Below are 25,333 nucleotides of genomic sequence, written 5' to 3'. Positions count from 1 at the left end.
TTTCAGGTCCTGTCTTTAGGGTCGGGCTTCAAAAAGGTCCTTTCCGAGGAGTTCTCGGGCTCCTCGCACGCTGACGGGACGGTGGCGCCGTCGAAGGAACGCCTTGCCGACGTCGACGACGACGGCGTATGGTTTCGCTCCCACCTCGACGGAAGTCGACACCGATTCACGCCCGAAGTCTCAATGCGCATCCAGCACGAGCTTGGGGCGGACGTGATCTTCGCCTTCGACGAGCTGACGACGCTGCTCAACTCCCGCGCCTACCAGGAGGAGGCCCTCGAACGCACGAGGCGATGGGCGCTGCGGTGTCTGGCGGCCCATCGCGCACTCACAGCCGAGCGCGAAGGCAAGCCATACCAGCAGCTCTTTGGGGTTGTCCAAGGCGCCCAGTACGAGGATCTGCGGCGAAAAGCCGCCCGCGACCTCGGCGCGATGGAAACGGACGGGCAGAGATTCGACGGCTTCGGCATCGGAGGGGCGCTGGAGAAGGAAAATCTGGGGACGATCGTCGGATGGGCCTCGCAGGAACTGCCCGAAGATCGGGCGCGCCACCTCCTCGGGATCTCCGAGCCGGACGATTTCTTCGCGGCGGTGGAGGCCGGGGCCGACACGTTCGACTGCGTCAACCCTTCCCGCGTCGCCCGCAACGCCGCGATCTACTCGCCCGACGGGAGGTTCAATCTCACGCGCGCCCAGTTCAGACGCGATTTCAACCCGCTCGTGCCCGGATGCGGCTGTTACACGTGCACGCACTACTCACGCGCCTACCTCCACCATCTGTACAAAGCCAAAGAGATGCTCTTTTCCACACTCGCGACGATCCACAACGAGCACTTCACCGTGCAGCTCGTCGACGGGATCCGCGCGGCGATCGAAGCGGGCGACTACGCGGACTTCAAAAAGGAGACCCTTGGCCGGTTCTACGCGGGGAAATGGGGGAGAAACACGGACTAGCGGGGACTAGCGGACTAGCGGACCGCGGAGCCATGCGCTCCGCTCAGAACTCGCGGGTTGAGGCCTCCTTGAGGGCGGCCATCTGGGCGTCGTCGGGAAAGCCGGCGACGTTCCAGCGCGGGGGCCACACGTTGTGCATGGGGGACAGTCCCTCGTGCCAGACGTCGCGGGCCACCTGGGTTCGGAGCCGTACGTGGTCGGAGGTCTCAGCGTCCCACGGATGGGGAGACCTCTGGCGCACGAAATCGATGTACTCGGCGTCGGGAACGGATCCGAAGCCGTCGAGGGACGTCCAACGCGTCGCGGAGGAGGTGAGAGCGCCGTCGCGAATCACCTCGAAGGGCGCCAGCCTTCCGAAATCGTTCGGCCACGTGCGCATCTCGCGTTCCTGCACGCTGTAGATCGCCGCCCGCGAGCGCGCGCGGATTTTGGAAAGGATGCGGGCGGCGGGATGGTCGTTCATCGGAATCCACTCGCTCCACCCGTCGCCGGTCACAACGTGAGGAAGGGGGTATATCGATTCCGCGTCGGCCGCGGCCCGCGAAAGATACTGGAACAGCGGGGCGAGATGCGGATCGTCGGCCATCACCACAAACGCCAGGTCGCGCGAGGCGGGAACGAACAAGGCGAGGCCGTCGTCGTGGACGGAACTGAGCGACTCGGCCACGGTGAGCGCCATTTCGACGTCCATGAACCATGAGCTTTGATAGCTGGGAGGGCCGGCGAACTCGAAAATCTGCGCTCCCGCGAGAGTCCCCGGCTGAACCTGCACGGAAGGCTGACCGTTGGTCAGGTCGGAGGTCCGCAGATGCATGAGCGCCTGCTGGAAGAAACCGACGATGTCGGTGGGAAGCCCCAGCCGTTCGGCGTCGGAGAAGTACATGGGCGTGATGAGGTCGCGGCCGTCGATCGCTATGCCTGCGCCCACGAAAGGCGTGAGGGGGACGTAGATCATCGAGTCGTCGCGCGCGTGGTCGTGGGAGGCGACGAAGTAGTCGGCGCTGCGCACGATCGGCATGATGTGGGCCAGCACAGACTCTCCGCTGCTTGCGTCCAACGGCTCGAGGCGTTCGGCTGCGACGGCGGAGGGCTCGTCCTCCGGCGGGGCCTCGTCGAACGACTCGGAGCCCGAAGACCGGTCGAAGGCCGCGTCGGCCTCGGGCTCGCCCGCATCGGACGCGTCGGATTCAAAGCGCGCAGACGCGGAGGGCCAAGATTCGGAGGGCCCGGATTCGGCGGGGGCGGACTCGGACGGGGCGGACTCGGCGCGGGCGACGCCGATGGAAATGAGGCGGTCGAGGAGCTTGCGGCGGACGGGTTCGGGCTTCGACTCGTCGATCATTTGGCCGGGGCGAAAGCGGAACGTGCGGCCGTCGGGCAGCAGAATGTCAAGCCATTCGCCGTCGACGTCGATGAGCGCGCCCGTCAAGTCGGGGTGCGCCGCCGCGACGTCGAATGCCCAGTCGATGAAACCCATGCGGTCATTCTCTCCCGAAATGGCGGCAAAAGCCCACCTGTTCGTTCCGCGCGATCGGGGGAAGAAGCCGGATCGAGCGAGGCGGAGGCCGGGACGAAGGTCGTGTTTCCTTGTGTTTAAGCCGAATCATTCCACTTTGAGCACGTTTTGGTGCGCAAGCGCGCGAAGCCTCACGTCGGCTGAATGCGCGTCCGCTGCGGTTGGCCGGCTGGCGGGGCGGCGCGGGCGACGAGACCGATGCCGGGCGACGAAGCGCGGAGCGAGAAGAGCTGGGCGACGAGGGCGGGCAGGCGCCTTCGGTTGGGGGCGGCGGCGTGATGCGATGCTCGATCGGGGCCGCGAGCGCTGCGCTCGCGAAAGCGGGGGAAGGCGTCTTGGAAGCTAGGGCAAAAGGCAATATATTTTGAACAGCGGGGTCCTTCGCGCTGTTCGAATAGTCGAAGAGGGCGGGGCGCCTCAGCCGTGCGCGGGTTCCTCCCACACGCCACCCGCGTGCGGAACATCCAATAGGAGGTAAAAGGATGTCTTTGCCGCGTTCGCGCGACCTGGCGCGCGACCTGACACGCGATGCCCCGAGGCCCCGCCGTCGCGGGCTTTCGAGGCGCACCCAGCGTCTGGTCTCAACCGGGGCGACTGCGGCGATCCTCCTCGCATACGGAGCGGCCATCGCCGCGTCCCAGGGCATCGACAGGGCCGAACTCTCTTTGAACGACGGCGGCGTGTGGGTCACGAACCAGAGTTCGCGCATGCTAGGCCATGTGAATTACCCCTCACAATCGATCGACGCCTCCGACAGGACGAAGACCGACAAATTCGACGTGCTCCAGGAAGAGGACACGGTTCTCTACCGCAACATGGAGGCCGGGACGCTTGCGGCGGTCGATCCGGCCAAGTCTCTCATCGGCACGGAGCAGCAACTCGGAACGGTCGACGGCGTCGGGCTGGGCGGCGGCACTGTCGGGCTCATCGACTCCAAGGCGGGAAAGGTCTGGACGACGGGCTTCAAGTCGCTTCCCAGCTTCTCGCCCGAGGCCGCGGAGCCGACGACCGAAGGCGTCGAGGACGGGACGATGGCCGTGGGCAAGGACGGGTCCGTCCACGTCGTCTCGGCCAAGGAGAAGGTTCTGCGCACGATGCAGGCCGAGGGCTCGGCTTTCACGCGGATCGAGCACAAGTTCCCGGATGAGCTCGCCTCGGTCAAGGGGCTCCAGATCAGCTCGGTCGGCGACAAACCCGTGGTGCTCGACCCCGATTCGGGCAAGCTTCTGCTTCCCGACGGCAAGCTCGTCTCGCTCGGCGACAGCAACGGCTTGCGCCTCCAAGAGCCCGGGCCGAAGTCCTCGGACGCGCTCGTGGCCTCATCGACGTCGCTGTACCGCGTCTCCCTCGAGGACGGCGCCGTCACGCAGAAAGCCGCCGACCCGGACAACCCGAACGCGCGGGGAAGCGCGGCCCCTCCGGTGCTCCACCAGGGGTGCGCCTACGCGGCGTGGGCCAACACCGGCCGTTTTGTGCGAGACTGCGACGGCAACGCCGACGACGTCTCGCGCCCAGCCGAGAAGCTCGAGGCGAGCAAGAGCGTGCGCTTCCGCACAAACAGGAAGATCATCGTCCTCAACGACGTGGCCAACGGCAACGTGTGGCTCCCCGACAAAGACATGGTTCTGGTCAACGACTGGAACAACATCAACCAAAGCGAAGACGTCGACGACGACAAGAAGGAAGACAGCTCCGACCTCAACACTCAGCAGCAAGACCCCAACAGGACGGACGAGAACCACCCGCCGAAGGCGGAGAACGACTCCTTCGGCGTCCGGCCCGGGCGTTCGACGACGCTGCCCGTGACCTTCAACGACAACGACGAGGACGGGGACATCCTGACGGTCAAAGCGCTCAGCCAGCCGTCCTTCGGCACGGTCCGGCCCGGGCGCAACGGTCAGGCTTTGCAGATCGACGTGCCCGAAGGGGCGACCGGATCGACGTCCTTCACGTATGAGGCCGACGACGGGCGCGGGGGCAAGGCGACCGCGACGGTGAACGTCTCCGTCCACCCGTTCAGCCAGAACGCCCCGCCCGTGCAAAGGATCAATACGAGCGCCAAGCTCTCCTCCGGCGGCACGACGACCCTCCAGGTGCTCGGGGATTGGATCGATCCCGACGGCGACCAGATCTACCTCAAGAGCGCCGCCGGAACGAAAGGGCTGAACGCCTCGTTCCGGGAGACCGGATCCGTCTCCATCTCCGACCTCGGCCAGGGCGCGGGCGTGCGCAACGTCAACCTCGTCGTCTCGGACGGACAGGCGGACACAAACGGCTCCGTCGTCGTCGAAGTGACCGACGGCGTCAATCAGCCTCCCAGGGCCAACGGCGACCTCGTGCGCGTCGTGGCCGGCGAATCGACCACGGTGGACCCGCTGGCCAACGACACGGACGCCAACGGCGACTCGCTCAAGCTCGTGAGCCTCGGCCCGAGCCCCCAGGGCCTGACCGCCAAGGCCTCCTCGGATCAGAGCACCGTGACGGTCTCGGCGTCCAAGCCGGGCACCTACTACCAGACGTACTTCGTCTCGGACGGGCCGACGTCGTCGATGGGGATCATCCGCGTCGAAGCGGTCGAGCGCGACGCCAACTCGACGCCGATCGCCGAGAACGACATTGCGATGCTGCCAGCCGGAGGCCAGAACCTCGTCGACGTGCTGACCAACGACTCTGACCCCGGCGGCGGCGTGCTCACGCTCCAGTCCGTCCAGACTGAGCCGGGTTCCAAGCTCGTCGTCTCTCCGTACAACCACGAACATGCGAGGGTCAGCGCGCCGGCCGGGCTGGACGCCCCCGAAACCTTCACCTACACCGTCTCCAACGGAAGCCAGACCGCGACCGGCCGGGTCAAGGTCATTCCCGTGCCCGCGGCGGACGCACAGGCCCCGCCCGTGCTCGCCGACGACCAGCTCGTCGTCCGGGCCGGAGACGTCGGGTCGGTGCGCGTGCTGGCGAACGACAGGTCCCCCGGCAACCTCAAGATGACCGTGCTGCCGAACCTGCAGTCGAACGCCCAGAAGGATCAGGGGGAGGTCTTCCTTTCCGACAACGTCGTTCGCTTCAGGGCGGGGAAGAAGCCCGGCTCTGTGAAGGTCGTGTACACGGTCCAAGACTCCCTTGGCCACACGGAGTCGGCCACCGTCAACATCACCGTCACGGCCGCCGACGCCGAGAAGGACAGTCCGCCCATACCGAAGAACATCACGGCCCGCGCCGTCGTCGGCGAGAAGCTGAATATAACGGTTCCGCTCGACGGGATCGACCCCGAGGGCGACTCGGTCGAGCTCGTCGGGCCGGGCGAATCGCCGAAGCTCGGCCTCGTGGAGGTCGGCGGCGACTCTCTGAAGTACACGGCCGGCAAGCCCGGAACCGACAGCTTCCAGTACATCGTGCGCGACACGTACGGGAAGACGGCGACGGCCAGAGTGCGCGTGGGCGTGGTTCCGGCGCCCAAGACCAACCAGCCGCCCAACGCGGTTTCCGACCAGGTTCGGGTGCGGCCCGGGACGAAGGTGTCGGTGCCCGTGACGCAGAACGACTCGGACCCCGACAGCGGCGACACGCCGAAGCTCGTGGCCGGTTCGGCCAAGAGCAAGGCCAAGGACCTCAAAGTCTCCGAGCGGCGCAACGAGGTCATCGTCAAAACGCCCAAAACGGCGGGTTCCTATCCCGTCTCCTACCGGATAACCGACGGCAGGGGCGGATTCGCGGAGGGCCTGCTGACGGTCAACGTCTCGCCCGACGCCCCCGCGCTGGCGCCCATCGCCCGCGACGATTCGGTGAGTCGGGACAAGGCCTTCGGCAAGGACAAGGTGAGGGTCGACGTGCTCGCCAACGACACCGACCCCGACGGCGACGTCTACGACGAGAAAGTCGAATCCGACGACGAGGGCGTGACCGTCAACTCCGACAAGTCCTTGACCATCAAGACCTCCGACAAGGCGCGGATCGTCCTCTACAAGGTGAAGGACTCGACGGGGATGGAATCGGCCGCCGTCGTGCGCGTGCCCCCGGCCAGGCAGACCGAGCCCGTCGTCGACACGTCGAAGACGATCGTCGCCGAGGCCGGGAAGCCGAAGAAGATCAAAATCAACGATTACATCCTCACGCGCTCGGGCAGGTCCGTCATCATGACCGACCCCAGCAAGGTCGCCGCGTCGGTCGGATGGAACGGCGACCCTCTCTACACGGACGAGCGGACGATCACCTTCACCTCGCAGTCGGACTTTTCCGGCCCGACGATGATCACCCTCGAGGTCACGGACGGAAAGGACCGCAACGACGGCAGCGGCCTGGTCAGGACCTTGCAGCTTCCGGTCGAGGTCAAGCCGTCCGGCAACCGTCCGCCGGAGTTCACGCCGACGCCCGTGCAGGTCGAGGCCGGATCGACGAAGCCCGTTTCGGCGAACCTGGCGGCGATGACGACCGACCAGGACCGGGGCGACGATCCGAAGGACTTCACGTACAAGGTGGTCAAGGCTCCGAAGGGGATCGACGCCAAGGTCTCCGGGTCCGTGCTCTCCGTCAAGGCCGACGCCGAGTCGCAGCCCGGCTCCGCGGGGGCCGTGGAAGTGTCGATCGACGACGGGCACAATTCGGTCAAGGGCCAGGTTCCCGTGACGATCGTCAAGACGGACAGACCGCTCATCCAGGTCGCCTCCTACGAGGAGACCGTGAAGGCGGGGAGCACGGCGAAGGTCGACGTGTCCAAGTTCGCCGTCAACCCCTTCCCGGACAAGCCCCTGTCGATAGCCGGCCAACCGACCGTTTCGAGCAAGGTCGGGGGAGTCAAGGCCTCCTCCTCGGGAACCGTCGTCTCCGTGTCGATTCCGCCCGACGTGACGGGGGACATTTACGTCTCCTATCAGCTTATGGACGCCACGGGGCTGGCCGAAAGGTCGGTGCGCGGCCAGTTCAAGCTCTCGGTCCTGGGCAAGCCGTCTCCGGTGCAGATCCTCGGCGCGCGGGTGACGAACAAGAACTCCGCGACGGTCATGTGGAAGGTCATCGATTTCAACGGCTCGCCCGTGACCGACGTCGTGGTCCGCGACGTGACGCAGGGCGACGAAAAGCACTGCGGCGCGGTCACCCAATGCCAGCTGGACGGGCGGACTCTCGGCATCGACCACGTATTCGAGGTCACGGCCTACAACGCGGTCGGCGCTTCGACGCCCACGCGGTCGGCGCCCGTGCTCATGGACATCGTGCCGAACCGGCCGGCGGGCCTGACGGCGACTCCCGGCGACGGCAGCGTGACCTTCTCGTGGAACCGCGTGTCTTCCGACGGCAGCCCGGTGACGGCGTTGACGCTCAACGTCACCCCGGGCCAGTCCGTCCAACTTGCCCCGGGCGCGACGTCGGCGACCGTCCGCGTCCCCAACGGGACTTCGGTTCAAGCGACCCTCGTGGCCACGAACAGGCAGGGGCAGTCCGAGCCGTCCGCGCCCTCGGCGCCCGTCACGCCCTTCGGCCGCCCAGGCGCCTTCTCTGCGAACGTCGAGAACACGTCGGTGAACAAGTCGGGCAGCGACGGCAAGGGCCAGGCGACCGTGCGCTGGACGAGCGCGCCGAGCAACGGCAGGACGATCGAGTCCTACACCGTGCAGGCCAGCACGGGCGAGAGCGTGACGGTCGCGGGCAACAAGAATTCCGTCGTCATGGACATCGCCTACTCGAGCCAGCCCGTGAGCTTCACCGTCACGGCCTACAACAGCAGGAATCCGAACTCGTCCACGGCCGCAAACGCCGGCTCCGTTCGGATCCTGGGGTCGCTCAGCGCCCCTGCGGGAGGCCGCATCGAGGCGACGGGAACCTCGGGCGAGGTGAGCATCACGAATGCGCCCCGCGGATCGGCGACCAACGGCTGGCGCGAATCCGAGCTCGTCTACGAGTATTCGACCAACGGCGGAGGCTCTTGGAACCGGATCGACGGCGGGGGCCAGATCGTTCGCGGCCTGCCCAACGGACAGAGCGTCAAGCTTCAGTTCCGGGCGCGCACCGTCTCGGAGAACCGCACGAGCCTCGTCTCCTCGTCCAACGCCGTCGTCCCCTACGGCAAGCCGACGCCGCCCGACACGTTCTCCTGCGGCTGGGAGGAGCCCGGAGACGACGACGTCATCTGCACGTGGAGCGGAGGCTCGCACAACGGGTCCTCCGGCGAATACACCATAACGGGAAGCGGCATCAAGAAGTCGAAGTCCGTCGATTTCTCGAAGAACTCGGTGAAGATCGACGACGTCGGACTGGGGCCGGTCAGGTACTGCATCAGGGTCAGGCAGACCTCCCCGCAAGAGATTGACAGCGACCAGCGCTGCAACGACCTCATGCCGGGCGAGCGCGTGGGCATGTACTCCGTTGCCTGGCGCTCCGATCCGGGAGGCGCGGTGGGCGGGCGCCTCCCCCAGGAGGTCCTCGCTCTGCCGCCCGAGGCCGCCGCGTTCCGCACGCCGCGGGCGTGAAAAAGCGCGAGAAAGATCGACAGGAAGAACATGACTCAACAACAAGAACAGGTGACCGAGCAGAACGCCGCGTGGTTCGCGGAGACGTTCGGGAGGATCGTCAGCAACGTCGGCCGCGCGCTTCTGGGCAAGGACGACGTCATTCGCCTCGCCCTCACAGCGATGTTCGCGGGGGGCCACCTGCTTCTCGAAGACGCCCCGGGAACCGGCAAAACGGCTCTCGCCAGGTCGATCGCGGCAACCGTGCAAGGCACGCATTCGCGCATCCAGTTCACCCCGGACCTTCTTCCGTCCGACATCACGGGCGTGACGATCTACGACCAGAAAACCGGCGAATGGAACTTCCACAAGGGGCCGATTTTCGCCTCGATCGTCCTCGCCGACGAGATCAACCGCGCCTCGCCCAAAACCCAGTCCGCGCTATTGGAGGTCATGGAGGAGTCCCGTGTGACGGTCGATGGCGTGGCCCACGAGACCGGGCGTCCCTTCATGGTGATTGCCACACAGAATCCCGTGGAGCAGGCCGGAACATACCCGTTGCCCGAGGCGCAGCTCGATCGCTTCCTCGTCAAGACCTCCGTGGGATACCCCCAGAACGCCGCGGGAGTGGAGATCCTCAAGGGCGCGGCCTCGCCGGACCGTTCGAAGGACCTTCCTCCGGTGATTTCAACCAGCGCGGTCGATGAGATGTCGCGCAGGGCGGCGAACAACTTCGCCAGCGAAGCGGTGCTCGGTTACGTCCAGAATCTCGTCGAGGCGACCCGCGCGTCGAAGGACGTGCGGGTCGGAGTCTCCACGCGCGGCGCGATCTCGATGGTTCGCGCCGTCCGCGTGTGGGCCCTCTCGCAGGGCCGCAACTACGTCCTCCCCGACGACGTCAAGGCCCTGGCCCACGTCGTGTGGGACCACAGGCTCGTTCTCGATCCGGACGCCGAGTTCGCGGGAGCGACCAGAGAGGCGGTCGTCGAGCGCGCCCTGGAAGAGGTGCCGGCGCCGACGCTGCGCAAATAGAATGGCCTTTCTGCACGTGAAGGAATCGGGGGCCCGCCGTCCCCTCAGGGCGGGCCCTTCCCGTCTGCGGCGCGCCGCCGCTTCCGCCGCGGACGCCGCGCGCCGGCTGGGCGAGCGGGCGTCCGCGCTGCCCGGAGTCCGCCGCGCGATCCCCGTGCTCAGGGTCGTCACCGGTTTCGGCTGGGCCGTGCTCGTCTTGGCGATCCTCGCCTGGCACTACGGCCGCCAGCGTCACTGGATGGAGCTCGTCTGCCTGGCCGTGCTCTTGGGCGTCGCGTGGATGGTCGCCGTGGCGTGGACCATAGGAAAGGTCTCCTACAAGGGCGAGCTGACGCTCGCCTCCAGCCGCGTCGTCTCGGGCGAAACCGCCGTCGGAGAGTTGACGGTCGCCAACACGGCGGCCAGGCCCTGTCCGTCGTCGGTCGTCGAGGTCCCCGTGGGCGCCACGGTCGCGCAATTCGGGGTTCCGATCCTCTCGGGAGACCGCGCGTTCAACGAAATCTTCACGATTCCGACGCATCGGCGGGGGGTGATCCCGGTCGGGCCGGTCAGATCCGTGCGCGGCGACGGGCTCGGCCTGCTGCGCCGCGAGCAGGTGTGGGTGGAACGCCAAGACCTCTACGTCCACCCCAAAACCGTCAACGTGGGCTCGTCTTCCATAGGGTTCATCCGCGACATCGAGGGCGCCGCGACCCACGACCTTTCCTCCAACGACGTCGCCTTCCACGCCCTGCGCGACTACATCCCGGGCGACGATCGGCGCAACGTCCACTGGAAGACGACTGCGCGCACGGGCAGGCTCATGGTCCGCCAATTCGAGGAGACCCGGAGGGCCCACCTGCTCATCGTCTTCGACGACGACGCCCACTCCTGGGCCTCGGAAAGCGAGTACGAGCTCGGCGTCAGCGTGGCCGCCTCGATCGGGGCGGCGGTCCTGCGCGAGCGCAGGGAGCTGAGCTTCGTCAGCCAGCTCGGCCCGCTTCCGACCAGTTCGCCCAGGCCCTTCCTCGACGGCCTGACCCTTCTGGACGCCCGCCCCGGCGTCGCCCGCCTGCGCGAGCTCGCCCGAGCCGCGACGGACAAGACCCCCAACGCCAGCGTCATCGCACTGGTCACGGGGTCCCTCGTCGACGTCGCCGAAATCCACAGCGGCTATGCGATCCTCCCCGTCAACGCCCGCACATTCGCGCTCCGGGCGGACGAGCAGGGCAAAACGGCGCGCTCGCTCATCGCGGGCCTGCCGCTGGTGACCGTCCCCAGGCTGGACGACCTGCCCCTGGCGCTGCGCAAGGCGGTGACCTGATGCCCGCAAGCCGTCTGCGCTACATGGACCTCGGCGTCCTCGTCGTCATGCTCGTCACCGCGAGCATGACGTGGGGGCCGGTTTTCGGCGACCTCAGCGGATACGTCGCCGCCGTCGGCGGCATCGCCGTGGGCGTGGCCGTCGCCTGGGCCGGCTACGCGGCCCGGCTCACGCCGTGGCTCACGGCCGTTTTCGGCGTCGCGTGCTACCTGCTGTTCGGCGGGGCGATCGCTTTGCGGCCCGTGGCCGCCGCGGGCTGGCTGCCGAACTCCGAGGTTCTGCAGATGCTCATGGTGCAGACCATCAAGGGGTGGAAGGACCTCCTCACGCTCACCCCGCCCGCGGCGGCCTTCGTGGGGCCGACCGTCCTGCCCTACTTCGCGTGCCTTGTTGCGGCGCTCATATGCGGCTCGCTGGCGCTGCGCGCCTCGCGCCCAGAGTGGGGCGTCATTCCCGTCGGGCTGGTCGTGATCCTGGGAATCCTCTTCGGCTCGAGGCAGGCGCCTCTGGCCCGGTGGATCGGAGTGACCGTAGGCCTGATCGGCCTCGTCTGGTGTTCGCGCGTCATCGAAAGGCGCAGAGTTGTGGCGGTCTCCGCCGCGGAGGCGGGGGAGAAGGCGAGCCGACGCCGCCGGAACGGGGCCTTTGCGCTCGCGGGGGCGGGCGCTGTGGCGGCGCTTGTGCTCGCCCCCGCGCTCACGGACTCGCAGGCGCGGTACGCCGTGCGCGACCACGTCGTCCCGCCGCTCAATGTGCGCGAGTATCCGTCGCCTCTGTCTGATTTCCGCTCGTACAACGACCAGCATGCGAGCGAGACCCTTTTCTCCGTCGGCGGGCTGAAGAAGGACGAGCGAGTGCGCCTGGCCACACTCGACGTCTACGACGGGATCGTCTACAACGTCTCGACGGACCCGAAGAAGGGCTTCCGGCGGATCGGCCCGGAGGTCTCCCTCGAGAACCCGCCCGCCAAGTCCCGTCCCAGCAGGCTTTCGATTTCGGTGGGCAAGTACTCGGGCGTATGGGTTCCGGGGGGAGGCCTTCTGACCCACCTGAAGTTTGCGGGCGATCGGGCGAAGAAGCTCCAAGACGACCTCTACTACTCTCCCTCCGAGCAGACGGCGCTGACCGTCACTCCCCTGAGAGAGGGGGACTCGTACAGGATCGTAGACCTCGTCCGGCCCGCCCCGTCGGACAGGCAGCTCGAAGGCCACGCTTTCGGGGCGGTGCCGATGGAGGAGAATGCGAATGTGCCCAACGCCGTCGCCGCGAAGACCCAGAAGATCCTCAAGGGGACGATGAGCCCGATTCAGCAGGCCCGCGCAATCGAGCAGCACCTGAAGAACAACGGGTTCTACGCGGGCGGCGAGCAGTCTCCCTCGCGCCCGGGGCACAGGAATCAGAGGATCCAGGCTTTCTTGGAGGCCGAGTACATGCAAGGCGACGACGAGCAGTACGCCGTCGCCATGGCTCTCATGGCGAGGTCGGCGGGAATGCCCGCCCGCGTCGTCATGGGCTTCTATCCCGACTCTCACAAGGACGGAACGATCAACATCAAGGGCCGCGACGCCCACGTGTGGGTCGAGATCAACTTCGACGGGTACGGGTGGGTGATGTTCGACCCGACCCCGCCGCGAGACAAGAAGCTGCAGACTCAAGAGCCCAAACCGAAGCCGAACCCCCGGCCCATCGTGATCCAGCCGCCCGACCCGCTCGATCAGCCGGTCGAGCTGACCCCCACCAACCAAAACGACGACGACCGCAAGAAGGACGAGGACGCAGGGGCCTCCCGCTGGCTCGTCTACATCGCGGCGGGACTGGGCGTCACGCTGCTCGTCGTCGGCCCCTTCGTCGCGGTTTTGGCCGCGAAGGCGCTGCGGACTCGCAGGAGGCGGACGAAGGGCCGTCCCGACGAGAGGGCCGCCGGAGCATGGGAGGACGTGCTCGACGTCGCCCGCGACGGGCGGATGACGGTCGACGCCCGGATGACCCGCAGCGAGCAGGCGTCCGCCGTGACGGACGGGGTCGCAAAGGCCCTTTCCGGGAAGAAGGCGCCCGCAGGGAAAAAGGCGCCCGCAGAGAAAACGGAGGCCGATTCGGCGCCCATCGTAGAAACGGCCCGCCGGGCCGACGCCTCGGTTTTCGGAAGCGGTGATATTGGCGATACTTCTTTGACTGCGATGTGGCGAAGCGCGGAGGAGGCGAAGTCTGTCATCCGTCGAGCCTCGGCCAGAAGGTCGCGTTTTTCGTTGAAATCCTTTGGAGCGCGCCGCAAGTCGAAGCCTCCGCGGGCGGGCGGGGGCCGTCGCTGGAAGCGAGCGAAATCGTTCAAGGCGAGCGGTCCCCATGAACAGGGTGAGCGCGGATCCGCCGGGTCGGTATATCCTCCCAAGAGACCTAATGAAAAAAGAGGGAACTCATGAGTAATGAGAGGGTGTTCTATCAGCCAGCGGGCAAGCGGCGTCGCACCACGTCGCGGATCCTCAGCCTTCTCATCGTTGTGGCCGAGCTAGGAGCCTCGGCTCTACCGATAGTGGACGCGGATTTCCCGCCGCCTGGCGAAAAGCCGATGCCCTACGTCGCGTGCGTGGGGCTGATCGTCGTTTTCATCGCGGGCAACTGTTACTACGTCGCCAAAAAGGGGACTCTTCCGGGATTGACGTCTCTCGGCGTGGTGGCCGTCCGAATGAGGGACGGCGGCAATGCCGGAGTGTTTGCAGTGCAGAAGTACGCCGTCGAGGCCGCCGTGACTTTGGCGACCCTCGTCGTCGGCCTCCCGTTCATCCTTCATTTCACGAGCGACCGCTTCGGGCGCACGTGGTTCGACAGGATCGGAGGCATCATCTACGTCGACACGCGGCGCCCTATCGAGGACGACGACGAATTCGGCGTCCCCTCGGCCGCGAGCGCCCAGCTGGCGCAGTCGGCCGGATCGCCGATGGCCGCCCCTTTGCAGGGGTCTCCGTCGGGAATGTCGGCTGCCGAGCCGCCGGCCGATCCCTACGCGCAGGCGCCGGGGCTGGTCGGCCCGGGCTTCTCCAGGGTCGTCGACCAGCGGCAGGCTCCGCCGGCGGCGTACGGGCAATCCGCTTACAGCGCGCCGGAAGCGGCATATGGGCAGTCGGCCTACAGCGCGCCGGAAGCGGCGTACGGGCAGTCGGCCTACAGCGCGCCGGAAGCGGCGTACGGGCAATCGGCCTACAGCGCGCCGGAAGCGGCGTACGATCCGCGGTACGGGGCGCCCGCTGAGAGTGCTCCTTCGGTAGCCGGCGCCGACTACTCGGCGCCCGGCTATCCGGAGCCCAGCTATCCTGCCCCCGGCCATCCGGCGCCGGAGACGTCCCAATTTGCGCCTCAGAACCAGCCGCCGGATCCTGAGGAGGGCCGGGCGTCCAGGCGCGCCCGCAGCAACCGGGCGCAAGCTCAGGCTCGTATCGCCGAGCAGCTCGACGAGTACGGAATCTCTCCTGCCGCTGAGGCTTCTCCGCCCGCCTTGGACTCCTCTTCGCGCCAGTCGCGTTCGGCGCGCTCGCCCCGCCACGCGGTCTCTCCGCCCGTCGTTGGCAGCGCCGCCGAGGCTCCGGGGCCTGCCGGGCAGGGAGGCCGCGACGAAACCCGAATCATAGAGAGGGTTACGGGCAGCCGAGAGCCCGCCACCGTGCGTCTGATGTTCGACGACGGCGTGACCCACGTCCTCAGGGGAACCGTGGTGCTCGGAAGGAACCCCGTCGTCGACCCGTCGTGGCCCTCGGCCGTGCCGATGCCCGTGGCCGACCTGCAGAAATCGGTCTCCAAGACCCACGTCGCGCTCACCCTCATGCCGGGGGGCGTCAGGGTCGACGATCTCAGATCGACCAACGGGACCATCGTCGTCTCGCCGGACGGCCAGCCGGTCCCCGTGCAGCCGAACCACCCGGTGCTCGCCACCGACGGCGCGAGCGTCGTCTTCGGCGGGCGCCGCGTGAGGGTGACGTTCCAGTGAGCCCTTACGCGTATGCCCGCTGCGGATTCGCCACGGACATAGGGATGCGGGAGCTGAACGAGGACTCCCTCTTCGCCTCCTCCCCTGTGTTCGTGGTGGCCGACGGAATGGGCGGGCACAGCGCGGGGGAGGTCGCCTCCCGCACGGCGGTGGACGCGTTCGCCTCGCTCGACGGCAGGGACTTTGTAAGCGCCGGCGAGCTCGAGGAGCGAATCGCCCTGGCGGCGAGGGCGGTGCGCGGCCTCGCCAGCGAGTCGGGGATCCCCGGAACCACCCTGACGGGCCTCGTCCTCGGCATTGAAGGAGGATTCCCTTACGCCCGCGTCTTCAACATCGGAGACTCCCGCACCTATCACCTGTCGGGAATGGCGTTCATCCAGGTGACGAAAGACCATTCGGAGGTTCAAGAGCTCATTGACGCCGGAGTGGCCGAGGGGAACAACTGGGGCCGCAGGAACGTCATCACGCGCGCCCTCGGCGGACATTCGGGAAGCGACGTGGGCGCCGACGTCTTCCTTGTGCCCCTTTCGATGGGAGACCGTTTCGTCCTGTGCTCGGACGGCCTGAGCTCCGTCGTGTCGAACGAGAGGATCAGCGAGGTGGCGCGATACATGGAAGATCCGCAGGAGACCGCGCAAACGCTGGTCCAGAAGGCCTTGGGCGCCGGCGGCTCGGACAACGTCACGGTGGTCGTCGTCGACATCGTGGATTGTGGTCCGCAGTTGCCAAGCGGCAATATTGAGGAAGAGACCGTTACTGCCGCTCGCCGCATTGTCGGCGACGACACCGTTCCCCGGAGGGGTTAGGAATGTACATCACACGTGCGCAGGCAAAATCCGGCGACGTTCTGGCCGTCGTCGCGCCTCACGGAGCCATGATGGTTCAGGGCGCCACCCCAAGCCAGGCAGAGTGGCTGTGGGAGGCCATTCGTTCAGGATCGAGCTTCCAGCAGCTCGTGGAGGCCCTCGGTTTCGGCGTGCGCCCGTCGCGCCAGATCCCGGCCTTCGCCATCGCGGTGTCCGAAGGCGAGCACCTTCGAGTCGCACTTCGCGGGGCCTTCCGCGCCTGCGACAGGGACGGAAACGTCCTGGGCACCGGAATGGAGACGCCGACCTGGAACGAGGCCTTCATCGACCGAATGGCCGACCTCGTTCTCGACGCCGGGCCCGGCGCCGGCGTCGGCCGAGCGGAGGGGCTGCCCTTCGCCGACGGCATCGCGGCGACCTCCGCCCTTCTTCTCGCATTCGTGCCCGGTCACCCGGAAATTCGCGGGGCCGCCGCGGATTCCCGTGCCAGGGAGGCGGCCGCATACGGCGCCGCGGGCTCTTCGCCGGCCCCCGGCGGCTACGGGGCCGCCGATCAGGGTGCCGAGGCCGTTGCGGCGCCGCAAGCCGTGCAAGAAGCCGTCGGCGCCTCGGAGGAGCCCGTCGAGGCCGACGGCGCGGCCAAGGAGGAGAGCCCCCTTCCCGTCAACCCGATCGACGCCCTCGAAAAGACGCGCATGCCGCTCGACGAGCCCACGCTCGACGCCGTCAGCGGAGCCGACGACGTCGCCTCGGCCGAATCTGCGGAAGAGGCGGACGAGCCGTCCGCGGAGGCCCCGTTCTTCATCGACTCGGTTCCGGGGGACTTCCACACACCTCAGGCCGAGGAAGAGAAAGCCGAGCGGCAGAACGCCGGCCCGGTCGAGGCCGAAGCCTCCGCCCCCGCAGAGGCGGAGGCCCCGGCGGCTCAAACTCCGGCCGCTGAAGACGGCGCCCCCGAAGAAGAGGACGCGATCCCCGCCGAAGAGCTCGAAGAGATCGCCGCGAACCTCTCGTCGGCGGGCGAGGTCGGCGATCTGGCGCCCGAGGAGGACGTCCCGGAGGAGCAGCCGCGGTTCCCGATCGAAAGCCGCTTCCCCATGGCCGACCAATTGGACGAGTCCGAAGACGCGGCCCAGGCCGCGTTCTCTCCCGTCGAGGCGGCCGAAGGCCTCGAGCAGGGGCCGACGGATGCGGCGGAAGAATCCGCCGAGCCTGCTGAGGAGCCCGTTCGCCGCAGCCCCCGGCCCTGGGAGGTCGCCGACGAGGCCCCCTCGTCCGAGGAGCCGGCCGCGTCTGAGCCCGCGGACGACGTCGCCGAAGCCGCCGAGGAATCGGAGGCGCCCGTCGAGGGGCAGGCAGGCTGGGACGGCCCGCCGCAGGAAGAGGCCTTCCGAGACGACGAGCAGGCGCAGGAGTCTCGGCCGTTCGAGCCTTCCTTCCCCCGCGTCGCCGCCGAGGCGGGGGAGGCTGGGGCTTCCGCCGAGGATTACGACGCGGAGACGGTCGTCGGCGAGCAGAGCCCGCAGGAGCAGGAGCGGGTTCAGGCGGAGTCGCCTCAGGCGATGGTCTTGGCCGTGCTGTGCCAAAACGGCCACCTCAACCCGCCCCACGGGAAGGTGTGCAGGATATGCAGCGGGCCGCTTGGAGGCGAGCCGAATTGGTACCCCCGCCCGTCCCTCGGGGAGATCTGGGTGTCCACGGGGCTGAACGTGCCCTTAGACGCCGACATCATCATCGGCCGCAAGCCGGCGTCCGCCCCCGAGCCCGGGCGTCCGCGCGCCCACCTCGTCCCCGTCCCCAGCCCCGATCAGCAGATCTCGCGGACCCACTGCGAGATTCGCGTCGACAACTGGGACGTTCGGCTCGTCGATAGGAACTCGAACAACGGGACGTACGTCCTACGTCCGAATGAGCGGCCGATTCGCATCAGCCCGACCGAGCCGTTCTTCCTCAGGGTCAGCGACGTCATCGACATCGGCGAGGGCGTGACCATCCAGATGCTCGGTCCGAGGTCGGGAGCCTGATGTCGGCCGGCCGACGCCCCGCCACACCGCCGAAGATTCCCAATGCCAGGTACCTGTCCTATCTGGGGTCCGGCGGCTTCGCCGACGTGTACCTGTACGATCAGCAGGTTCCGCACCGTGAGGTTGCCATCAAGGTGCTTCGGCGGGGCGTGACCGAGCAGCAGAAGCTGGCTTTCCGCGCGGAGGCCAACCTCATGGCGCGCATGAGTTCGCATCCCTCGGTCGTCTCCGTGCACGGCGCCGGTGAGACCGAGGACGGCCGCATGTACCTCATCATGGAGTACTGCCCGCCGCCGCATCTGGGCAAGCTTTTGCGCATGCGCCCGCTGCCGGTGACCTTCGCCCTCGAAGTGGGCATACAGATCGCCGGCGCGGTCGAGACTCTGCACAGGGCGGGAATCGTCCATCGCGACATCAAGCCGTCGAACATCCTCATGACTCCGTATCAGCATCCGGTGCTCACGGACTTCGGCATCGCAACCCGGATGGGCGACACGACTCAGGCCGAGGGCTTCTCCGTTCCCTGGGCCCCGCCGGAGCAGGCGACGGGCGAGGGCGAGGCCGCGCCCGCCGTCGACGTCTACTCTTTGGCGGCGACGATCTACACCCTCGTCGCCGGGCGCGCGCCCTTCGAAATCGTCGACGGCGACAATTCGGAGATCGCCGTCATCAATCGAGTTCTGCGCTCCCCGCTGCCGAAGACCGGGCGCACCGACGCCCCCGACGAGCTCGAAAGGGTCCTGGCCACGGCGATGGCGAAGGACCCCAAACAGCGCTACCAGTCGGTGCGGGAGTTTGCGACAGCCCTTCAGTTCATCCAGGCCGAGCAGCTCCATCAGCGCCCGACCGACATGAACGTCCAAGGCGAGGGGGAGGAATGGCAGGAGTCCTCGGCGATAGACGAGGACGCCACGCGCCAGGCGGTGCGGACCATCTCCCCGATCGACGACGAGAACACGCGCGATGTGCCTCGACGGGTCGGTCGGCATTCGATCGAGGTCGATCGCGGAGCGGGAGTCGTTTTCGCCGTCGACAGCGCCGACGTCGCCTCTGCGGGCCGCCGCCACTCGTACTACGGGGCGCCCGCCGGAGACGACGAGCCCGAGGCGGCCCCGCCGCCAGAGGCCTTCGGAGCCAAGCGAAAGTTCGCTGCCTTTCTTCGCAAGCCGGTCGCGCGATTCTCGATCGCGGCCGTCGTCGTCCTCATCGTGGCGCTGAGCGTGGTCTATTTCATGAACCGCGGCAAGGGTGAAACCATCAAGCCTTCCCCCTCCGCCTCGGAAACCACAAAGATGGATCCGGGGGCGGAGCAGCCTCAGGGCGTGACAAAGCTCAAAGGGACGGTGAAAAACGGGCGCGTGACGTTCACGTGGGAGAATCCCGACCCGCACGACGGCGACATGTACCTCTACAAGGCCCCGTTCGCCGCGGGGGAGGGGAAAGTCGAAGCCACGGAGAAGACGAGCGTGACCGTGGCGGCCAGGCCCGTCGAGACCTGCATCACGGTTCAAGTCAGGCGGGTGGGCGTCTCGAACGAATCAAAGGCGGTCAGCGCGTGCGTTGTGACATCGGGACAGTAACCTATCTCTCACCGTAGCCGACCTCTCATTGACGGCGCTGTTCCCGTTTAACAGCAATACCTGACACAATGGTCCATATTGGGGTCATGCCGGAGACGGAGGAGGATCGATGGCTCAACATGTTAAAGGCGAGGCGGTCTCGGTTGCGGTCGCCCAACCCGCACAGAAGGCGCGCATGGCGCTCGAGATTGAGTTCTGCGGCGAGGTCTACAAGATCGATCCGGGAGACACGTTCACGATCGGCCGCGTCGGCACCCTGGCCATTGAGGACAACCCGTTTCTCCACCGAAACTTCCTCGTGATCGAGTCGCACAACGGCCTGTGGTGGGTCAGCAACGTCGGCTCGCGCATCGCCGTGACGGTCGCCGAGACCACGGGGATGCTTCAATCCTGGATAGGCCCGGGAAGCCAGATTCCGCTCGTCGTGCACAACATGAGCCTCGTCTTCACCGCTGGCCCCACCACGTATGAGATTGACATGACGGTTCCCGACACGATGTACGAGGTTTCGTCCACCGGGCGCGAGGACGTCGGCGAGACGACCATGGGCCAGGTGACGCTCACACCCAGCCAGCGCCTTCTCATCCTCGCCCTGGCCGAAAACTGGCTGCGGCGGGTGGGGACCGGCCCTTCGGACATTCCCCGTTCGGAGGAGGCCGCCCAGCGGCTCGGGTGGACGCAGACCCGGTTCAACCGAAAGCTCGACAATGTCTGCGAGAAGCTGGACAGGCTCGGCGTGCGCGGACTGCGCGGGGGGAAGGGCGTCCACGCGACCTACCGCCGTGCGAGGCTCGTGGAGTACGCCGTGGCGAGCCAGCTCGTCACCGCCGACGACCTCACGCTTCTCGACGAAGAGTTTCAGACGAATCAGCGGCAAAAGGCCGCCGAAGGCTCCCGCAGGTCCCGCAGGCGGGGATAAAGCAAAAGAAAGTGAGGCCCACCGCCATGGTGGGCCTCACTTCATCTCCGGGTCCATTGGAGGCGCAGACCCAAGAGGCAGAGGTCCCGGCTGGGCGACCGGCGACCTCGTCGCCCACGTCGTAATTGGAGGCTGACGTGGGCTTATCACACACGCGCAATCAACCGTGGCTGACTACGTCATCTATAGTACCGCGTCGTACGACCACAGTTGCATGGGCAATGATACCCATGGGGGGAGTCGGGGCGAGACGCCTCATTCTTTGATAAAATTCGGCGGTCAAAAGGTCGGCTCCTCGGCGGGGGAATCGGACCTTCCCTTGCCTGACGGCTGGGAAAGTCGCCGTCGGCGCAGATTTCCGGCGCTTTTGGTAACGGATTCTTCAAATCGCGTAATGTTCTAGTAATATCTCTTGAGTTTTCAAATCGCGCGAGCCGACCGTTCCTCGTCGCAGGCGGTCTTTAGGAGGGCGGCATGGACAAACTGACCGAGCTCATATCCACGACGAATAACTGGATCACAACCCACATCCTCATCGTCATGCTCATCGGAGCGGGAATCTACTTCACGATTCGCACTGGCTTCGTGCAGATTCGCCTGTTCGGCCAGATGGTCAAGCAGGTCTTCGACTCCCGCGACGTCGACGGCGACGGCATCTCCTCTTTCCAGGCCTTTGCGATCGGCATCGCCTCGCGGGTCGGGACGGGCAACATCGCCGGCGTCGCGATCGCCGTCACCCTGGGCGGGCCCGGCGCGGTCTTCTGGATGTGGCTCGTCGCCTTCTTGGGGATGGCCACCGCCTTCATCGAGGCCACGCTCGCCCAGCTGTTCAAGATCAGATGGCACGACGGCACCTTCCGCGGCGGCCCGGCTTTCTACATCCAAAGGGGGCTCGGCTCGCGCACGTGGGGAGTCGTCTTCGCGCTGTTCCTCATCTGCTCATTCGGAATCTCCTTCGAGATGGTTCAGGCGAACACGATCGCCGCGACGCTCGAGACTCAGTTCAAGATGAGCCCCTGGGCCACGGCCGCAATCCTTCTGGTCCTGTGCGGGCCGATCGTCTACGGCGGCCTCAAGACCGTGGCAAAGGCCTCGGAGATCGTCGCCCCGCTCATGGCGATCGTCTACATCGGCCTCGCCGTCGCCGTCGTGCTCATGAACCTGGACAAGGTCGGCCCGACCTTCAGCCTAATCGTCGAAAACGCCTTCGGACTGCGGGAAACGCTCGGGGGCTTGGCTGGATCGATGAGCGCGGCGATGATGAACGGCGTCAGGCGCGGCCTGTTTTCGAACGAGGCGGGCGAGGGCTCGGCGCCGAATGCGGCGTCGACCGCACACGTCACCCACCCGGCCAAGCAGGGCCTCATCCAGTCGGCGGGCGTCTTCGTCGACACCATCCTTGTGTGTTCGGCGACCGCGTTCATCCTCTTCAACGCCGACCCCGAGGCGCTCAAGCCCTACTGGGCCTCTTCCGACCCCGCAGGCGCGGACATGACGATCACTGCGCTTGAGTCCACGCTGGGGTCGTGGGCGGGCCCGGTCATGGTCGTTCTCATCTGCGTCTTCGCCGGTTCCTCCGTCATCGGCAACTTTGCCTACGCCGAGGTCAATATGGACTTTCTCACGAAGGGCAAAGCGTGGGGCGACAAGCTTCTCAAGGCGATCGTCATCGTTTCGATCGTTCTTGGGTCCGTCGCCGAGCTCAAGCTCGTTTGGAACTTCGCCGATCTGACGATGACGGGAATGGCGCTCATCAACATTGTGTCCATCGTCATGCTCGGCAAATGGGCCTTCGGGGCGCTCCAAGACTATCTGCGAAACCGCGAAAGGCCCTTCGTCGCCACGGGGAACCCGTCGATGCCCGGTGAGCTTCCGACCGACATCTGGGTCCACGGGGGCACGGATTTGCCGAGCGGATCGAACGCGGCGGTCTCCTGACGGCTTCTTCAGGCCGGCTCGCTTTGCGGTTTCGTCGCCGTTGGAGAGAAGCACTTGGAGCGTGGAATGTCAATGGATGAACGCCCCTGAAATAACCGCGAGCACGGGGTAATGTGTATTCTGTCCGATCGGCGAGAGGCCTTCCCTCTGGAAGCCGTGGCATTCCAGGCGCTTGGCCCCTTGCCGCCGCCGATCGCGTCGTCGTCGGAGCCGTACGCCCAGCTCTGAGGAGCGGGGCGATGGGCAGGGTTACCCCTTGCCGAGGGCCGATTTTCGGCGCGGGGTCGCCTATTATCGTGCCGTAAAGTTGAATGTCTCCAGGAGGGCATATGAGAGGACTGCGAATCTTCTTCGCCGTTGTTGTGCTTGTCGCCCTTCCAGCCTGTTCACTTTCAACTTCCGCGGGCCCAGCCCCCTCTTCCACTTCGCCGCCCTCGACCAAAGGCAGCGGCCCGACGATCGGAACGGACCCCAAGGCGACTTTGGGGGAAGCGGAAATCCAAGGTTCTGAATTCCGTCTGTTCACGGGCAAAGTCTGGGTCGGCTTCACGGCTCCAAACGGCTATGCGGTGAGCAGGGCCAAACAGGAAGACGTCAAGCTCGTCGGGTTGACGTCTTCCTCCGATTCCAAGACGAATCTCATGTTTTCCCATTTGTCCTCCGCGACGACGCTGCCTTCGGCCGACAGCGTCGCCGCAACGCTCAGGACGAAGCAGTTCACAAACATCGAGGCCCGCCACGACATCCAGAACCTGGGGGACTTCAAGGCCGTCGCCGCGCAGGCGACCATCCAAACCGGGTATGTGGCGATCGTCGTCATCGCGGATTTTGAAGGTTACCTATGGTCGGCCACGATCAACGCCCCAGACGCCGCGACCGCCGACGAACTCCTCAAAACCGTCCGCGCGCTCAAGCCCGTCAATGCGGGGTCGAGAACTTCGCCCAGCACGGCCGCCTCGCGCCACGTCGGCCCTCTGAAGGCCACAGTGTCCGGGCAGACGTACACGGTGGACGTCAACGGGGCGAAGATCGTCATGCGGATGCCCGACGGGTTCGTCCCCTCCAAACCCAGCGCCGAAGGCCTGCTCGGCTTCGAGGACCAGCAAAATTCAGGGCGCAACGTCTCCTTCTACATCGACAGGAAGGGGTTCACGACCGATCCCACGCAGATACTGGCGAAGATGCGCGAGGACGGCGGGATGAAGGACATCGAGCATATGAAGACGGTGCCCGAGGTCCAGAAGGTGGCTGGGTATCCCGCCGGCGCCATCCTGGTCAAATCCACCAACGGCACGATTTCGCGCATATACATCGTCAATGTCGATGGGGTGATGATCCAGCTGGTCGTCAACTCAGGCAAGGCGGAGACCGAGATTCCGGCTCTTCTCCAGGTGGTCGAGGATGCGACTTCCTAGGCTCGCGGTTGTTGTGTTCGCGACGGCGATGTGCCTGACCGCGTGCGCTTCCGAGCCCGAAAAGACGGTGTCCTTCGGGGTGAGCGCCGCGCCGACGCGGACGGCGTCGCCCACGCCCTCTCCGACGCCCGTTTCCACCGCGACCGCGACAAAAGGGGCCCAGCCCCAAGGGCAGGGCCTTCCCCTCGGTTCGGCCAGCGTCACGAACGGGGTGCTCACGGTCGGCACCGGATCGGGAAGGGTGACGATGAATGTGGGCCCGTCGATGCGCGTCTTTGAACGCACGTACGCGGAGACGGGGGTGGCCGGCGTGGAGAGCTCGTCGAATCCGAACGTCAAACTCTCGCTTTTTCCGACGGAGACGGCGGTTTCCAACACGACCGCCGAGCAGCTGACCAAGATCGTCCAGTCGCGGGGTTCGACGTCGGTCAGACCGGTCCAGACGGCTTCCCTCGGCAACGTCAAAGCGGTGGCCGTCGACGCGAAGACGAGGGTCGGCCATCTCAGCAGGGTGTATCTGCTTCGGATCGAAGACGGGGTATGGAATCTCACGGTGGCGGCGCCCTCCCAAAAGGAGCTCGACGCGCTGCTCAAGGCGGCGCAGACGTTCAACTTCGCGGGGCCTCAAGGCTCAGGCGGCTCGGACATGGTCGCAGGCGTGGGGGGCGACGGGCGCTCGGATTCCCAGCCCGGCAGCGACCCCCAAGAGGAGAGGGTCTCTGTTCTCAGCCGCGACGGGAAGCTCAGAGGGGGCGTAAAAGGGGGCCAGTACAACCTCCAGACGCCGTCAGGCGTCATTTCCTTCCCGATGCCGAGCAAAATGACGTTGACGGAGCGGGACGAGGACGATCGAGACGCCATCGGCATAGAGGCTAACGGGGCGTCGCTGCTTTTCGAAGTCGGCGACGAGGAAGAGTACCATTCAGGTGAGGACCTTGCCGACGAATGGGCGTCGAAGGAGGACGACGACGCTTCGGGGGAGTACCTCGGGCAAACTAAGATCGCCGGACTCCCCGCTGTTGCGGTCAGGCACATAACCGAATCGGGAGACTTCCGTTATCTTTACGTGGTCGAGTTCAACGGAACGTACCTCAACGTGATGGTCGAGGGCGAGAAACGGTCGGCGGCGACCGTCAACATGCTGCTCAACACGATGAGACGCGCGAAGGCGGGCAGGTGAGGCGCCGGCCCTCTTTCGACGCTGTGGGAAAAGGAGAACGACGGATAGAATGACCCTAATCTGTGGCAAGTAGTACCTTCGAAAACGTAGGTATTTCAGGTATAATTCAATTGCCGACGGTCGCACCCGCGCAGTCGGCACCGCAGACTCGGGAGACAGGATGTGTGCGTCAGGCATTCGGGTCGGGAACGTCTCCTTCCCCTCCGATGTGCGTGAAGTCTGACGCGTGCGCGTTTGCGTGCACCGCGAG

At 66.4% G+C, this 25,333-nt stretch carries 14 protein-coding genes; 13 read left to right on the top strand and 1 reads right to left on the bottom strand.

The window, feature by feature from the left end; all coding sequences use genetic code 11:
- Nucleotides 1-954 (top strand): tRNA guanosine(34) transglycosylase Tgt (locus ACO48X_RS01180; RefSeq protein WP_484999746.1); only part of this gene is annotated, 954 nt, incomplete at its 5' end.
- A 43-nt stretch (nt 955-997) separates the two neighbouring features.
- Here ACO48X_RS01180 and ACO48X_RS01175 read toward each other — a convergent pair.
- Complete coding sequence (locus tag ACO48X_RS01175) at nt 998-2,431, bottom strand: hypothetical protein (RefSeq protein WP_484999744.1); 1,434 nt, start codon at nt 2,429-2,431, stop codon at nt 998-1,000.
- A 521-nt stretch (nt 2,432-2,952) separates the two neighbouring features.
- On the opposite strand from ACO48X_RS01175, the gene ACO48X_RS01170 reads away from it, so the two are divergent.
- The 12 genes from ACO48X_RS01170 (at nt 2,953) to ACO48X_RS01115 (ending at nt 25,083) form a co-directional block, all read left to right on the top strand.
- Nucleotides 2,953-8,928: an Ig-like domain-containing protein gene (locus tag ACO48X_RS01170; RefSeq protein WP_484999742.1), complete on the top strand. Its 5,976-nt coding sequence runs from the start codon at nt 2,953-2,955 to the stop codon at nt 8,926-8,928.
- 30 nt (nt 8,929-8,958) lie between these two features.
- Nucleotides 8,959-9,939 (top strand): AAA family ATPase, encoded by a 981-nt coding sequence (locus ACO48X_RS01165; RefSeq protein WP_484989444.1) that lies wholly within the window; start codon nt 8,959-8,961, stop codon nt 9,937-9,939.
- 16 nt (nt 9,940-9,955) lie between these two features.
- Nucleotides 9,956-11,242 carry a DUF58 domain-containing protein gene (locus ACO48X_RS01160; protein ID WP_484999740.1) on the top strand — a complete coding sequence of 429 codons (1,287 nt, stop codon included), beginning with the start codon at nt 9,956-9,958 and terminating at the stop codon, nt 11,240-11,242.
- Entirely contained in the window at nt 11,242-13,662 is a 2,421-nt protein-coding gene (locus ACO48X_RS01155; protein ID WP_484999738.1) for a transglutaminaseTgpA domain-containing protein, read from the top strand. The genes ACO48X_RS01160 and ACO48X_RS01155 overlap by 1 nt, the downstream gene beginning before the upstream one ends.
- The gene (locus ACO48X_RS01150; protein WP_484999736.1) at nt 13,659-15,221 is read left to right on the top strand and encodes an FHA domain-containing protein; all 1,563 of its coding nucleotides are present in this window, start codon (nt 13,659-13,661) and stop codon (nt 15,219-15,221) included. The genes ACO48X_RS01155 and ACO48X_RS01150 overlap by 4 nt, the downstream gene beginning before the upstream one ends.
- Nucleotides 15,218-16,027 (top strand): PP2C family protein-serine/threonine phosphatase, encoded by an 810-nt coding sequence (locus tag ACO48X_RS01145; protein WP_484999734.1) that lies wholly within the window; start codon nt 15,218-15,220, stop codon nt 16,025-16,027. Before ACO48X_RS01150 ends, ACO48X_RS01145 begins: the two co-directional genes overlap by 4 nt.
- Nucleotides 16,028-16,029: 2 nt before the next feature.
- Entirely contained in the window at nt 16,030-18,051 is a 2,022-nt protein-coding gene (locus ACO48X_RS01140) for an FHA domain-containing protein (protein ID WP_484999732.1), read from the top strand.
- Nucleotides 18,051-19,631: a serine/threonine-protein kinase gene (locus ACO48X_RS01135; RefSeq protein WP_484999730.1), complete on the top strand. Its 1,581-nt coding sequence runs from the start codon at nt 18,051-18,053 to the stop codon at nt 19,629-19,631. Before ACO48X_RS01140 ends, ACO48X_RS01135 begins: the two co-directional genes overlap by 1 nt.
- A gap of 109 nt (nt 19,632-19,740) precedes the next feature.
- Nucleotides 19,741-20,550 carry a hypothetical protein gene (locus ACO48X_RS01130; RefSeq protein WP_484999728.1) on the top strand — a complete coding sequence of 270 codons (810 nt, stop codon included), beginning with the start codon at nt 19,741-19,743 and terminating at the stop codon, nt 20,548-20,550.
- Between the two features lie 474 nt (nt 20,551-21,024).
- Entirely contained in the window at nt 21,025-22,488 is a 1,464-nt protein-coding gene (locus tag ACO48X_RS01125) for an alanine/glycine:cation symporter family protein (protein WP_484999726.1), read from the top strand.
- Nucleotides 22,489-22,817: 329 nt separating this feature from the next.
- On the top strand, nt 22,818-23,903 hold the full coding sequence (locus ACO48X_RS01120) for a hypothetical protein (RefSeq protein ID WP_484999724.1): 1,086 nt from the start codon (nt 22,818-22,820) through the stop codon (nt 23,901-23,903).
- A complete protein-coding gene (locus tag ACO48X_RS01115) occupies nt 23,890-25,083 on the top strand; it encodes a hypothetical protein (protein WP_484999722.1) in 1,194 nt (397 codons plus the stop codon). The genes ACO48X_RS01120 and ACO48X_RS01115 overlap by 14 nt, the downstream gene beginning before the upstream one ends.
- Nucleotides 25,084-25,333 lie beyond the last annotated feature (250 nt).

This window comes from Peptidiphaga sp. (genome assembly GCF_057238965.1).
The sequence above is the reverse complement of the archived record's forward strand: the minus strand, read 5'-3'. Positions and strand labels throughout refer to the sequence as shown.

Coding starts and splice junctions, on each gene's coding strand:
- ACO48X_RS01175 (WP_484999744.1), bottom strand. CDS start 2,431: ATGGGTTTCATCGACTGGGCATTCGACGTCGCGGCGGCGCACCCCGAC.
- ACO48X_RS01170 (WP_484999742.1), top strand. CDS start 2,953: ATGTCTTTGCCGCGTTCGCGCGACCTGGCGCGCGACCTGACACGCGAT.
- ACO48X_RS01165 (WP_484989444.1), top strand. CDS start 8,959: ATGACTCAACAACAAGAACAGGTGACCGAGCAGAACGCCGCGTGGTTC.
- ACO48X_RS01155 (WP_484999738.1), top strand. CDS start 11,242: ATGCCCGCAAGCCGTCTGCGCTACATGGACCTCGGCGTCCTCGTCGTC.
- ACO48X_RS01150 (WP_484999736.1), top strand. CDS start 13,659: ATGAGTAATGAGAGGGTGTTCTATCAGCCAGCGGGCAAGCGGCGTCGC.
- ACO48X_RS01140 (WP_484999732.1), top strand. CDS start 16,030: ATGTACATCACACGTGCGCAGGCAAAATCCGGCGACGTTCTGGCCGTC.
- ACO48X_RS01135 (WP_484999730.1), top strand. CDS start 18,051: ATGTCGGCCGGCCGACGCCCCGCCACACCGCCGAAGATTCCCAATGCC.
- ACO48X_RS01130 (WP_484999728.1), top strand. CDS start 19,741: ATGGCTCAACATGTTAAAGGCGAGGCGGTCTCGGTTGCGGTCGCCCAA.
- ACO48X_RS01125 (WP_484999726.1), top strand. CDS start 21,025: ATGGACAAACTGACCGAGCTCATATCCACGACGAATAACTGGATCACA.
- ACO48X_RS01120 (WP_484999724.1), top strand. CDS start 22,818: ATGAGAGGACTGCGAATCTTCTTCGCCGTTGTTGTGCTTGTCGCCCTT.
- ACO48X_RS01115 (WP_484999722.1), top strand. CDS start 23,890: ATGCGACTTCCTAGGCTCGCGGTTGTTGTGTTCGCGACGGCGATGTGC.